This window comes from Cupriavidus agavae, assembly GCF_004217045.1.
GTDB classification, from domain to species: domain Bacteria; phylum Pseudomonadota; class Gammaproteobacteria; order Burkholderiales; family Burkholderiaceae; genus Cupriavidus; species Cupriavidus agavae.
Genome location: NZ_SGXM01000008.1, coordinates 107,552 through 120,631, shown reverse-complemented (window position 1 = coordinate 120,631; position 13,080 = coordinate 107,552). Strand labels below are relative to the sequence as shown.

General features: G+C 68.5%; 13 protein-coding genes. 6 read left to right on the top strand and 7 right to left on the bottom strand.

The genetic code is table 11. The annotated features are described in order from the left end of the window. Positions 1-112: 112 nt before the first annotated feature. The 5 genes from EV147_RS21640 to EV147_RS21620 all read right to left on the bottom strand — a co-directional run bounded on the left by EV147_RS21640 (position 113) and on the right by EV147_RS21620 (position 5,613). Positions 113-1,549, bottom strand: coding sequence for an acetate kinase (locus tag EV147_RS21640; RefSeq protein ID WP_130393265.1), 1,437 nt, complete (start codon positions 1,547-1,549; stop codon positions 113-115). A gap of 71 nt (positions 1,550-1,620) precedes the next feature. Next, positions 1,621-2,796, bottom strand: a complete 1,176-nt coding sequence (locus EV147_RS21635; RefSeq protein ID WP_130393264.1) for a hypothetical protein — start codon at positions 2,794-2,796, stop codon at positions 1,621-1,623. 13 nt (positions 2,797-2,809) lie between these two features. Next, positions 2,810-3,508 carry a C39 family peptidase gene (locus EV147_RS21630; RefSeq protein ID WP_130393263.1) on the bottom strand — a complete coding sequence of 233 codons (699 nt, stop codon included), beginning with the start codon at positions 3,506-3,508 and terminating at the stop codon, positions 2,810-2,812. After that, positions 3,505-3,897: a hypothetical protein gene (locus EV147_RS21625; protein ID WP_130393262.1), complete on the bottom strand. Its 393-nt coding sequence runs from the start codon at positions 3,895-3,897 to the stop codon at positions 3,505-3,507. Before EV147_RS21625 ends, EV147_RS21630 begins: the two co-directional genes overlap by 4 nt. Positions 3,898-4,071: 174 nt before the next feature. After that, positions 4,072-5,613, bottom strand: a complete 1,542-nt coding sequence (locus EV147_RS21620) for a hypothetical protein (protein WP_130393261.1) — start codon at positions 5,611-5,613, stop codon at positions 4,072-4,074. Between the two features lie 658 nt (positions 5,614-6,271). On the opposite strand from EV147_RS21620, the gene EV147_RS21615 reads away from it, so the two are divergent. The 4 genes from EV147_RS21615 (at position 6,272) to EV147_RS21600 (ending at position 10,087) form a co-directional block, all read left to right on the top strand. Further along, a complete protein-coding gene (locus tag EV147_RS21615; protein ID WP_130393260.1) occupies positions 6,272-7,057 on the top strand; it encodes a GntR family transcriptional regulator in 786 nt (261 codons plus the stop codon). A 131-nt stretch (positions 7,058-7,188) separates the two neighbouring features. Beyond that, positions 7,189-8,238, top strand: a complete 1,050-nt coding sequence (locus tag EV147_RS21610) for a tripartite tricarboxylate transporter substrate binding protein (protein ID WP_130393259.1) — start codon at positions 7,189-7,191, stop codon at positions 8,236-8,238. Next, positions 8,235-9,551 (top strand): 3-isopropylmalate dehydratase large subunit, encoded by a 1,317-nt coding sequence (locus EV147_RS21605; RefSeq protein ID WP_130393258.1) that lies wholly within the window; start codon positions 8,235-8,237, stop codon positions 9,549-9,551. The genes EV147_RS21610 and EV147_RS21605 overlap by 4 nt, the downstream gene beginning before the upstream one ends. Continuing rightward, complete coding sequence (locus EV147_RS21600; RefSeq protein WP_130393257.1) at positions 9,548-10,087, top strand: LeuD/DmdB family oxidoreductase small subunit; 540 nt, start codon at positions 9,548-9,550, stop codon at positions 10,085-10,087. Before EV147_RS21605 ends, EV147_RS21600 begins: the two co-directional genes overlap by 4 nt. Here EV147_RS21600 and EV147_RS21595 read toward each other — a convergent pair. After that, on the bottom strand, positions 10,062-10,835 hold the full coding sequence (locus tag EV147_RS21595; RefSeq protein ID WP_130393256.1) for a phosphoribosyltransferase: 774 nt from the start codon (positions 10,833-10,835) through the stop codon (positions 10,062-10,064). The two genes, EV147_RS21600 and EV147_RS21595, sit on opposite strands and share 26 nt — an antisense overlap. A 319-nt stretch (positions 10,836-11,154) precedes the next feature. Here EV147_RS21595 and EV147_RS26185 point away from each other — a divergent pair, with 319 nt between their 5' ends. Then, positions 11,155-11,319: a hypothetical protein gene (locus EV147_RS26185; RefSeq protein WP_198680320.1), complete on the top strand. Its 165-nt coding sequence runs from the start codon at positions 11,155-11,157 to the stop codon at positions 11,317-11,319. A gap of 15 nt (positions 11,320-11,334) precedes the next feature. Here EV147_RS26185 and EV147_RS26180 read toward each other — a convergent pair whose 3' ends face one another. Continuing rightward, positions 11,335-11,475: a hypothetical protein gene (locus EV147_RS26180; protein WP_198680319.1), complete on the bottom strand. Its 141-nt coding sequence runs from the start codon at positions 11,473-11,475 to the stop codon at positions 11,335-11,337. A gap of 577 nt (positions 11,476-12,052) precedes the next feature. Between EV147_RS26180 and EV147_RS21590 the strand changes: the two genes are divergently transcribed. Next, on the top strand, positions 12,053-12,358 hold the full coding sequence (locus EV147_RS21590; RefSeq protein WP_130393255.1) for a YXWGXW repeat-containing protein: 306 nt from the start codon (positions 12,053-12,055) through the stop codon (positions 12,356-12,358). Positions 12,359-13,080 lie beyond the last annotated feature (722 nt).

Below are 13,080 nucleotides of genomic sequence, written 5' to 3'. Positions count from 1 at the left end.
TTTTGTCCGTTCTACTCTCTCCGGAGGGACAGCGCAAGGCGCCGGACGGACCCTCCGCGGGTGACGTGCGCGCGCGTGGCTTGCGCACGTCACCTCGCACTGCAGCACGCGGTCAGAATGTGATCGGCAGCCGCACCGTCACGGTCAGGTCGGGCGTGTCGCGCGTCAGGCCGGCGCCCACCGACAGGTTCAGCGTGTAGCGGTTGTTGAAGCGGTACGAGTAGCCCACCAGCAGCGTGCCCTGCGTAATGCGCACCGAGCCCGGCACGGTCTGGCCGTTCTGCTTGGTCGGCCAGATGATGCTCTGGTCGTAGCCGATACTGAACGACGCATGCTCGTTGAGCGACAGGCCCATGCCGAAGTTGAACTGGAAGATGTCCCCCGGCGAGATCTTGCCCAGGAACTCCTTCTCGCCGTTCAGCACCGTGCGGCTGATGTTGTCGCGGGCAAAGTTGTGCAGGTAGCTGAACGTGCCGAAGAACACGGCCGGATCGGTCGGCAGCAGCCATGTCACGCCGGGCTGGATCGCCTGGAAGCCGGTGCCGGTGGGCATGCCCAGCGGCAGCCCGGTGCCCGTGGTGTTGCTCACGCAGCGCGTCACGCAATCGGTCACCACCTCGAACGGGTCGCGGCCCGTGTTCGACTTGTAGCGCAGCCAGCCGATGAAGAACGGCATCTTCTCGTTGCCGTAGTTGAGCTGGTAGCGCAGCGTGGCCTCCACGTCGCCCAGCCCGCTGCCGCTGGAGTTGAACACGTTGTCCACCGCCGTGCCCGTGAACACCTCGCGGCTGACCGTATCGCTGCTGGTATGCACGTACGGCACCTTGGCTTCGATTTCCAGCCGCTTGGTCAGGCCGTAGCGGAACGCCATGGCGCCCACGTACGTGGAAGTCTTCACCTGGCGCACGTCCACCAGGCCGATCAGCACCGCCGGGATCACCGTGTAGCCCACCAGCGCCACGCGGTCGCTCGACGAATAGCCGTACTGGAAGCTCGGCTCCACCACGATCTTGCCGGCCGGGGTCAGCACGCCGGGCTGGTCGAAGATCGGCGCGATCTCGGGCGGGCGGGTCTCGCGCTCGGGCGGGCGGCCCACGGGCTCCTCCACGCCGGCGGCCTCGCCGGGCTGCGCGGCCTGGCCCTGCACCGTGTTGTCGGGCGGCGGCGCGGCAATCGGCGCCTGCTGCGCCTGCACGCCCTGCTGGGCCGTGTTGTTGATCTGCGTGGCACTGGCCGCCGCGCCAGCCGCCGCCGCGTTGGTGGCGGCGTTGCCGCCCGTGACGCCGGTGCCCTGCATGCCGCGCTTGCGGGCCAGGGTCTCGTTGTCCACGGTGGTGCGCAGCGCGCGGATGGTGGCCTCCTGATCGGCCAGCGCGCGCTTCATCGCGTCGAGTTGCCGGGCCTGCTCGGCCAGCTCCTTCTGCAATGATTCGAGTTGTCCGGACGCGGGTGGCCCCGCATCCGGAATGTTCTGTGCCTGGGCCATGCCGCCAAGCAACAGCATCGAGCATCCGGCATAGCGGATGCCCTGCAGCGAACGCTTCTTCATGACGTCTTCCTCCCCCGGGACGGCGGGCTTGACTTCAGGGCCCGCACCTGTTGTTCGTTCCTACACCGCGACTACCTCATTGCCGCCGACCTCTGGATCACGCTGTTCAGCGCAGTGTTGGCAAGCTGCGACCGGAAGGCCGCGAGCGTGTTCACGCTGGCGTTGAGCGTCATGAGGCTCTGAATGTTCTGGTTGTTGAGATTATTCTGAATGACCGTGCCCGGCATGTTCGCTGCCGCACCAAGATTGGCGACGTTGCCGGCACCATTCTGTACGACGGTCATCAGTCCGTTGGTGGCCACGATGCCGGCATTGGCAATGGCTTGCTGCGCCATGCCGGCCGCGCCCGCTGCCGTGGCTGTGGCGCCCGCGGCTGCCGCGCTGGCCGCCGTGGACGCCGCGCCTGCCGCGCCCTGCGCGGTGGCAACCGCGCCATTGGCTGCCGTGCCCGCGGCCTGGGCAGCCTGGCCCGCCGCGCCCTGCGCCGCCGCCGCGGCCGCCTGGGCCGCCGCCACCGCGGCGTTGGCCGCGTTGTTGGCTGCGCTCACCGCCACGGTGACCTGGCCCAGCGCCTGCTGCAACTGCGCGGCCTGCGCCGCCGTGATGGCGCGCACATCGGGAATCGTGATGCTGGTGGAGACCGCCAGCGCGCCGTTGACGAATACCGCGCGATCGATGCCGAAGCCGATCTGCAGCCCGCCGGCATCAAAGCCGCCGCGCGACTCTTCAAGCCGCGCCTGCGCCACCGGCTTCCACTTGGCCATGCCCTTGCGTGCCTCGGCCACCGGCGCCTCGGGGTCGCGCGTGGCCAGCGTCATGGCGCGGGCCACCGGATCTCCGGCGGGCTGGTGGCGGGCCACGGTGGCCTTGTTCACCGGTACGACTGGCGCAGGTGCTTCGGCAACGGTTTGCCCTGCATCGGGTGGATCGAAGCTCTCGGCCGGCGCGTGTCCGGCCAGTTCCGCCACGGCGGTTGCCACGGCAGTTGCCGCAACCGGTGCGCCGTCGCCCAGCGACGGCAGCTCCAGCGATACGGGCATCGCCGCGAGTTCCACCGCATAGGGCACCGCCAGGCTGGCACTGCCGACGGCGTCGGCGGCCAGCACGTCGGTTTCCGCGAACGCGTGGCCGGTACACGCCAGGCCCGCGCCCAGCAGCATGGCCGCCGTGGCCGGGCGCGCCGCGCGTACGGTGCGCCGCGGCACGCCGGATGCGCGTGGTGCGGATGAATCGGTTGTCTGAACCATGGTGCTCCCCTGCTCAGAAATCCGAGGCGCCATGCTTGGGCATGACGGTGAAATACAGGCTGTCGCGGTTGATCCCCATCGAATATGGCCCGGTTGGCGCGACTCGCCAATCCGACGCCAGATTGAAACGCGCGTTCTCCGTGCGGTTGTTGATCACGAACAGCAGTCCGCTGTCCCAGATCTTCTCGAAATACTCGCGTTCCAGCGCGCGCGTGCCGCGTGCGGGGTCGCCAATCAGCACGCGGTTGCCGTTGATGCCCTTGACGACGACGAAATGGTGGTAGCCGTTCTCGACGATCAGCACGATCGCCGGCACCTTGGCCTCCTGCAGCTTGGACAGCGGCAGCTCGTAGCCGTCGGCCTCGAACCCGCGCGACGCCAGGAAGCGCTTCATGTCGAGCAGCGAGAACCCTTCGGCGCGGATCTTGGCCTGGTCCCCGTTGACGTACATGTTGGCGAACACGGTCTGCTCGCTGGTGGGCATGTTGTACTGGTACGTCAGCAGCGTGGCCACCGCGGCCGAGCCGCAGCTGAAGTCGTACTGCTGGCGGATGGTGGTGCGAAAACGCGCCTCGCGCAGGCTGGTGACCGGCACGTAGTACGAATTGCCCTGGTCGCCGGGTACGCGGATCGTATCGGCGCGGGCGTCATGGATGCCGCCCAGTACCGCCGCCACGCAGGCGGCTGCCATCAGCAGGCTGCGCATGATCATTTGAACTGGACGTTGAGGATGGTCGCGTTCTGTATCAGGACGTTGTTGCCCGAATTCTGGATCACCGTCGGCAGCCCGGCCGAATTGGCGAAAGAGCCATCCGCGATGATGTTGTGGCCGGAATACGTATTGACCGCCGCGTTGTCGCCCACCACGCCGCGCAGCGTCATGTCGTTGACCACCGTTTCCGCGCCGCCGCGGATGCCGGCGAGCTTGTCCGTCGCCACCGCGCGCGATGCGCCGAACAGGCCGGCGGGGGCCGGGGTGCCGGTCACGCCAGTGGCTGACTCGGTAGCCGGGGCGTCAGGCGGACTTGCAACAGCCTGCGCGAATGGCCAGGCGAGCGTGGCTGTCGCCAGGGCCGTGACAACAGTGCGATGCGATCGCATGGTGCGTCTCCTCGTGTACCGGAGCCTGGCCGCGACGGCCGCGATTCCGGACCTGCAAGCGTCTGACGTTGCAGTGCATCCCGCGCACGAAGCCCGGGATGCCTGCGGCATGCCACATTGAACGCCGGGCGCTCCGGCCGCTCTGTTCGGAGCGGCACGGAGCGCGCCGTTGCCTTAACGGCCCACGTTCATGTTGGCCTGCACGTTGACGCTTTGCTGCACCAGCGAGGACAACCCGCTGTTCTGGTTGGCGATCATGATGCCGGCAGCCGACTGGCCCACGCTGGTCATGGCGTTGGACATGTTGAACGTGCCTGCATCGACGTAGTTGGTACCGCCGGCACCGCCAGCGCCACCCACTGCACCGTTGCCCGCACCGCCCACGCCGCCAGCGCCCGCACCACCGGCACCGCCCACACCGCCTGCGCCCGAGGAAGCACCCACCGCGCCGTTACCGGCCGTGGCGCTGCCATTGGTCGCCGAGGTGGAGGTAGCGCCAGCCGTGGCTGCGCCGCCGGCGCCGCCTGCACCAGCCATGCTGGTCTGCGCACCGCCCGAGCCGCTCGTGCCCGTTCCGGCGCCGCCCGTGGCTGCGCCCGACGTCGAGGTGGCCGCGCCGCCTGCACCGCCGGTGCCCGAGCCGGCGCCGGCCGTGGCCGTTGCCGTACCCGATGCGCCTGCCGCGCCTGCGCCGCCCATGCCCGTTCCGGCGCCGCCCGTGGCAGTGCCGGTACCGGTGCCGGTGCCGGTGCCTGCGCCGCCAGCCGCGGCCGTAGCCGTGCCGGTGCCGCCAGCGCCCGAGCCACGCTCGTTCGACGAGTTCGACGCGCCGCTGCTGCCGCCAGCGCCCAGGCCGCCGCCCAGGCCTGCGCCCAGTGCGCTGCCGCCGCTGCCCTTGCCCCAGCCGCCGTCACCGCCCGAGCCGCCACGGCCAGCCGATCCGGCGCTGCCGCCCAGACCTGCCGCCGAGCCGCCACGGCCGCCGGCACCCAGGCTGGCCGACAGTGCGCCGCCGCCGTAGCCGCGTGCATCGCCACCCGAGCCCGAGCTGCCGTTGGCGTTGCCGCCACGGCCGCCGTTGCCAGCCACTGCACCGGCGTTGTAAGCGTCACCGGCCGTTGCGCTGCCGTTCGTGGCGTTGCCGCCCGAGCCGCCCGCACCGCCGTTGCCGCTGGCACCGCCGTTGCCGCCGTCACCGCCCGTGCCACCGGCACCGCGACCACCATAGCCCGCGCCACCGGCGCCGCCCGTTGCACCAGCCGCGCTGCCACTGTTCGTGGCGTAGTTGCCGATGTTGCTGATCGAGTTGCCCGACACCGTGCCGCTCAGCTTGCTGATGGCCAGCGCCTTGCTGCTGTTGAACGCGTTGCTGAACGCGGCGGTGGCCGTGCCGCCGTTGGCGGCTGCGGCGTTACCGAATCCGCCCAGATCCTGGGTGGTACGGTTCTTCGAGTTCGTGGCAGTTTCGGTACGGGTCGACGTACGGGTCGACGTCAGGCTGGTGTTCTTGGTCTCCGTGTTGGTCCGGGTGCTGGTGCTGTTGTCCTGGTAAGCCTTCGAATATTCGTTCGCCGAAGCGCCTGACCCCTGCGTGGACGTTGCCGTCGCGGTATTCGTTGTATCGCCGTCGCCTACATTGTTGGTCGGGTTCGCCATTGCCTGACCAGCGAAGCCCATGGCAATGCCAACTGCCGACGCGAGTAAAGTCTTTTTCATACGAAGCTCCCAGGAAGTTTGTACTGCGGCTCAACCCTCCGGCCGGTGCTCTCGAGAACATCGGCTGGAGGTTCAGGTCCTGCTTGGATGCCGGACCGGGCCTCCCTTGCGCATATTCAGTGCCAGGCACACCGCGATGGTGCTCAATCCATTGAAAAACAAGGGCTGGCGGGTTGGCCTGCGGGAACTTCGGCACCAAAATCACACCATCGGATGGCGCCAAACCTGTGGACGGAAGGAGACATGTCACAGCGTTGTGACACGGGTTTTGGCCGGTTGGCGGCCACCGCGCCAGGTGCCTGGAAAATCAGTCCTGCAATCAAGGAGTTAGCGCGCACCCCCGAGCAAACCCGCAGTACCACGCGCCGTAACGGGCATGAAACAGGAATCGGGCCGTGCCCGATGTGCCGCTCCCCGGGTGACGTTCGTCCCGCAATGCCCTGCGGTGGTGCGCAACGGCGCTCGCCGGTCCGGCCATGCAGGGCGGCGGCGGGAATCCGCGCAATCCGGCCCGCTTTCTTGCGCGCAGCGCAGCATGGCGCGCGCCGGGGCCCCCCGAACGCGGCCTTGCGCCGCATGCGCCGGGACCGACTTTCATGCTAGGCTCTATGTCTGATCTAAAGTACATTAGTTCGATAACGTATTCGCAAGGGAAACCATGAGTGAAGCCGTCGTTCCCCTGTATCACCAGATTTACGTGGTCCTGCGCCAGCAGATCGTGGAAGGCCGTTTCGGCCAGGGTCCGCTGCCGGGCGAAATCGACCTCGCCAAGCAGTTCCACGCGTCGCGCGTGACGATGCGGCGCGTGTTCGACCGCCTGGTGCAGGAAGGCCTCGTGCGCCGCCACCGCGGCCTGGGCACGTTCGTGAATCCCCACCCCGTCAAGCCTGCCGGCGCCGCCGAGGAAAAGTCCACGAGCCTGCTCGGCACGATCATCGAGATGGGCGAGAAGACCGCGGTCAAGGTGATCTCGATAGACGAGGTACATGCCACGCCCGACGTGGCCGAGGCACTGCAGATTCAGGTGGGCGACCCGGTGATCAAGGTGGTGCGCGTGCGACACTACAAGAGCCGTCCGCTGTCGCACATCACCGTGTACCTGCCCGCCGAAGTGGGCCGCTCGCTGTCGCGCAAGGAGCTGGAAAGCACGCCGATGCTGCGCCTGCTCGAAGCCACCGGCGTGGAGCTGGGCCGCGCCTCGCAGGTGCTGACCGCGCGCCTGGCCGACGTGGTGGTGGCCCCGCTGCTCGACGTGCCCGTGGGCGGCGCGCTGCTGGCGGTGCGCCGCGTGGTGCTCGACAAGGCCGGCCGCCCGGTGCAGCTGCTGATGGGCCAGTACCGCCCCGACCGCTATGAATACCGCATGGAGCTGTCGCCGATGGGCGGTGGCGACAGCGCCAACGTGTGGGTGGAGAACGAAACCCGCACGGGCCTGCGCGACTGACGCACGGCGGACGCGCCCCGGCATCCCGGCGGCGCGTCCCGGCCCCTTCCCGCCCCCCTCGGGCGGGCTTTCCGGCACCGATCTTTCCGGTCCATACTGCGCACTCCTGATCACATCGAGGAGCTTCCGCCATGCCAGTTGTTCGTCCGGGCCGGCATCAGCCAACCCGCCAGTCTGACCGCATCGCCCCGCACGCTGCCGTACGCCGGCGCCTCGGTGGCGCACTCGCTCTCGTGTCCCTCGCTGCGCTCGTGCCGATGCTTGGCGCCACGCCCGCGCACGCTGCCGTGGCGGGCGGCAAGCCGATCCGCATCCTGGTAGGCGCCCCGGCCGGCGGCACCACCGATACGCTGGCGCGCACCGTGGCGCAGGAAATGTCGCAGACGCTGGGCCAGCCCGTGGTGGTGGAGAACCGTCCCGGCGCCGGCGGCAACATCGCGGCCGACCTCGTGGCCAAGAGCGCCGCCGATGGCACCACGCTGCTGATGAGCTTCACGAGCCATACGATCAACGCCACGCTGTACAAGAAGCTGCCGTTCGACCCGATACAGGATTTCACGCCGATCACGCTCGTCGCCACGGTGCCCAGCGTACTGGTGGCCACGCCGAAGCTGCCCGCGAACAATATTCCCGAGCTGATCCGGCTGGCGAAGGCGCAGCCCGGCAAGCTCAATTTCGGCATCGGCTCGGTCGGCTCCTCGGTGCATCTGGCCGGGGACATGTTCAAGATGATGACCGGCACCTACATCGTCAACATCCCGTACAAGGGCACCACGCCGGCCATCACAGACCTGCTGGCCGGCCAGGTGGACCTGATGTTCGCCAGCTCGCTGAACGTGGCGCAGCACGTCAAGGCCGGCAAGCTCAAGGTGCTGGGGGTGACAAGCCCGAATCCGCTGCCGCAGTTTCCGGGCGCGCAGCCGATCGGCAATACCGTGAAAGGCTTCGAGTCGAGCGCGTGGTTCGGCCTGTTCGGCCCGGCCAACCTGCCGCCCGAGGTCACGCAGGCACTGTTCCAGGCCGCGCGGCGCGGCATCGACGAGCCCGCCGTGCGCAAGCGGCTGGAAACCGATGGCGCCGAACCCAGCGGCATGCCGCCGGCCGAGTTCGCCAGCTTCGTGAAGCAGGACGTCCGGCGCTGGGCCACGGTAGTGAAGTATTCGGGAGCGCAGCCGGAATGACCGCCGTGGAATCCGCCGGAACCTCCGCCACCCCGCCAGCCACGCTCGCCCAGAAGCTCGTGGCGCGGGCGGCTGGCGTCGGCCATGTCACGCCGGGCAACATCGTGATGTGCAAGGTGGACCTGGCGATGTCGCACGACTCCAGCGGTCCGCGCCGCGTGGCGCCGCTGCTGCGCGAGCTGGGGGCGACGGTCTGGGACCCGTCGCGCTTCGTGGTGGTGACCGACCATTTCGTGCCGGCCGCCGACCCCGACGCCGAGGCCATCGTCCAGTTCACGCGTGACTGGGTGCGCGAGGCGGGCATCCCGAACCTGATCGACAGCCAGGGCATCTGCCACGTGGTGCTGCCCGAACGGGGCCACGTGCTGCCCGGCCGCTTCATCGTGGGCGGCGACAGCCACAGTCCCACCGGCGGCGCCTTCGGCGCGTACATGTTCGGCATCGGCGCCACGGAGATGGCCGGCGTGCTGGCCACGGGCGAGATCTGGCTGCGCGTGCCGCAAACCCTGCGCATCGACTGGCACGGCGCGCTGGGGCCGGGCGTCTGCGCCAAGGACATCATGCTGTTCCTGTGCGCGCAACTGGGCCTGGGCGGCGGTCGCTACGAGGCTGTGGAATTCACCGGCTCCGCCATCACCGCGCTGCCGATGCAGGAGCGCATGACGCTGACCAACATGTGTGCCGAACTCGGCGCCCAGACTGGCCTCATCGCCCCCGATGCCACCACGCTCGCGTGGCTGGCCGACGCAGGCGTGGACCCGGCCACGCTGGCCGCCATCGACATCGCAGGCTGGCGCAGCGATGCGGGGGCGCCGGTACTGGCCACGCATCGCTACGACGCCGCCGCGCTGGCGCCCCACGTGGCCGCGCCGCACAGCCCTGCCAACAGCGCCCCGGTGGCGCAGGCGGCGGGGCAGCCGATCGATATCGCCTATCTTGGCGCCTGCACGGGCGCCAAGCTCGAAGACCTGCGCATGGCGGCCCGCGTGCTGCGCGGCCGCCGGATCGCGCCGGGCATGGCGCTGCGCGTGGCGCCGGCTTCGGTGCGCGACCAGCAGCAGGCTGCCCGCGAGGGCACGCTCGGGGCGCTGCTCGACGCCGGCGCCGAACTGCTGCCCAACGCCTGCAATGCCTGCGCCGGCTATGGCGCCAGCCGCTTCCCGGCCGGCAGCCGCGCGATTGCCTCGACCGCGCGCAACTTCGCGGGCCGCATGGGCGACGCCGACAGCGCGGTCTGGCTGGCCTCGCCCATGACCGTGGCCGCCACCGCCCTTACCGGCCAGATCACCGACCCCCGGCAGTTTCTTGCATGAACGCAGTCTCGGAAGTCTCCGCTACACCGCCCGCCTCCCCCGTCCCGGGCCGCATCTGGCGTTTCGGCGATAACGTCGATACCGATGCCATGGCACCGGGCCTCTATATGAAAGCGGGCATCGACGAGCTGGCGCGCCACTGCCTGGAGAACCTGCGCCCCGAGTTTCCCCGGGACGTACGCCGGGGCGACATCGTGGTGGGGGGCAGCAACTTCGGCGTGGGATCGTCGCGCGAGCAGGCGCCGCAGGCACTGCGCCACCTTGGCGTGGCGGCGGTGCTGGCGCCATCGTTCGCCGGGCTGTTCTACCGGAATGCGATCAACCTCGGGTTGCCGGTGCTGGTGTGCGCCGGAGCCGACGCGCTGGCCGATGGCGCCACCGCCGCATTCGATCTCGATGGTGCCTGCCTGCGGCTCGACGATGGCTCAAGCATCGCCTGCGAACCCGTGCCCGATTTCCTGCGCGCGCTGCTGCACGCCGGCGGCCTGGTGCCGCATCTGAAGGCCCGGCTCAGCGCACCATCCGGCCCGGCATGAGACCGGCCTGGCCGCGCGCCCAGCCCGACACCGGGGCCGGGATGCGGGGCCGCGCCGACGTCGAGGCGCAGCCGGCCTCGCGCAGCAGGCCTATCGCCTCATCGTCGCTGACCTGCGTGAAATCCAGATAGAAGACCCCCACCGCGCCGAAGCTGGCCGGCGCATTCAGGCACACCACCTCGTCGGCCGACGCGCGCAGCGTGTCGAGCCCGTCCGGCGCGCCCACCGGCACCGCAGCCACCACGCGCGCCGCGCCTGACAGGCGGGCCGCCTCGAGTGCCGCGCGCATCGTGGCGCCCGTGGCCACGCCGTCGTCCACCATGATCACGCAGCGGCCCGCCATGGCCGCCACGGGCCGTCCCTGTCGATAGCGCTGCTGGCGCCGGCAGATCTCGCCCAGTTGCCGGCCGCGCTCGGCGTCGAACGCGCCCGACGCCACCGCGCGGCTCGTCCACGGGTCGGCATTGGTCACGGTGAGGGGATCACGGCGGCTGGCATCGCCTTCCACCACGGCGCCCATCGCCAGTTCCGGATAACCGGGCGCACCGATCTTGCGTACCAGCAGGATGTCGAGCTGGCCGTCGATGGCACGCGCCACCTCGTAGGCCACTGGCACGCCGCCGCGCGGCAGGGCCAGCACCAGTGCCGGTTCGGCCCCGGCTGCCCGCGCATAGCCAAGTTCGGCCAGCCGGCGGCCAAGGTATTGGCCTGCCTCGCGGCGGTCGGCAAAACAGGGCGGCAGGCTCATGGCGGTCTCCCGCGACTGGTTCCACAGCCAATATAGACCCGCGCCGCGCGGTCGGCGGCCGTTTCTCGGGGATTCGCGCAAAGCGTGGCGCGGATGCGCCATCGATGCGCCTCATGCTGCGTTGCAGCAACCTATCGCCAGGATAGGCAAAAGCGATTGATCCCCGATTTGGAACGGTGTTTTCGGCATTGCCGTGCTGATCCCGACCCGGAGTTTTCGTAGGATTGCTGCGTGGCGGCAATTTCGCCAGCGACACCCGGCAACGCGGGACGATGGGACGACAGTCCTGCCGCCCGCCCTGAATCGAGCGAGACCTACCATGAACCCCCAGCACCTCTCCCGTACCGACAGCCCCGCAGACCAACCCGAGGCCGATCTCGATATCCCGTTCGGCTCGCTCGACGCGGCGGCCATGGCCGAGTTGCCCTACACGTTCCGCCAGTCGGGCACGTGCACGCGCTATTACCAGGAATTCTTCGGCTGAAAGACGCCGGGGCGGCTAAGGCGCGTGGGGCCGTTCCATGACGGCCACGGCATCGGCCGGGACGCCTTCGAATCGCGCCCTTGCGAACTCGGGCACGGCCAGCGGGCTGAGGCCCTCCAGCGCCTGCAGAACGAGCACGATGAACATGACCGGCATGACGTCCTCCCTCGGGAATACGGCAAACAAGACTCGCGCAAGCTTGCTGCGACTTCCATAGCATGGATCAAGCGTACCCGTTTCTGCGCACTTCGGGGTAAGTGACTGTGCGCGCCGAAACCGATGCGGGGGGCGTCCTGTCCGGCAGCGCGCGGGTCAAACGTTGCGGCAGACATTTCCGATGTAACGCCACATTATCGGCCGCTGACCCATCAGAGATTCTCCAGACGTACCCGTCACTTTCCTGCCAGCCCTTGCGTGGCAACGCCTGGCGGGCGGCCCCGGTGCCTTCGCCCGCCCCCGGTTTGCATGACTGCCATGTGAGACAGCCTTACAACTGCAACCGCGCCGGCGCCGCCCCCGCCGCTAGAGTGAAGCCGTGTTCAACGCCCCCCACACGGAGTCCCCAGATGAAACGCGCCATTGCCATCGCCCTGCTGCTCGCCACGACCAGCGCCCTGTTGTCTGCCTGCATCGTGGTACCGCCCCGTGGCGGCGGCCACTATCACCACCGCTACTGAGCCGCGCCACCCACGAATCTGATATTCCCGGACACCCCCGGACCGAGGAGAAACCCATGAAACGCCAACTCTTGCTTGCCGCCGCCGTACTGACCACGGGTAGCCTGTTCGGACTGCTGTCCCCGGCCGCCCAGGCCCATGGCTACTACAAGAACCCGCCGCCCCCGCGCCACTACGAGGCGCGCCCCGCGCCGCGTCCCGGCCATGCCTGGGTGCCCGGCCACTATGAACGGGCGCGCGGCAACTACGCCTGGCGCGGCGGCCACTGGGAGTCGGCCCGTCCCGGCCACCGCTACGTGCCTGACCGCTGGGTGAAAGGTCCCCATGGCTGGTATCGCCGCCCCGGCCACTGGACGCGCTGACATTCCGGGCAGCCTCCGGCGCAGGTGAGTCAGTACCCGCTCGCCCCGCACCCTGTACCGAAGGCTGAAGCCGGCCGGACCTCCGGGCGAGAGGTCCGGCTTTCAGCCATGCATGGGTAGGTGGCAAGCCGGGCGGCGGTGACGCAACTCCCTGATTTTCCTTCGTGCCGAGGAACGATTTTTTATCTCATCCTTTTGCACTAGGCCACCCGCCATCCCGCATCCGGGGCTTGCGCAAATCTCTCACCCGGCAATTTTTTCAAGTGGTTTCAATAATGCGCCACCCCCCATGATTCCCGTTAATGCCAAACCCCCCATGTGGGTGGCAATTTGATAATCCAAAAGCGATTTTCATTCAAAATGGTTGCAGCGCTGAAACACTTCCGATGCTTGTTGTATCAACGGTGAAACCGTCGTGCCGGGTGATTTTCATGACTTTTCGATTACTTTTCCCCACTAACGCGGTAGTCCTGCAATGGATTATGTAGGACAACCCATTACATCCTGCACACCCCCCACTCCCCCCCGCTTGCATTCGTTCAAACCAGCCCATAAGATGAATTCAAGTTTCTAAATTCAGGAGCGAGATTTTTTCGGGTAAGGGTACGGGTCATACTTCCGGTCACGCGGACAAGCCTCTCTGACAAACAGGCATCGATCGACACGGAAGCACGGGGTTATGGCGGTTGTTTTGCGGCACCTTCGCGGGTGGCCGCCCCGAT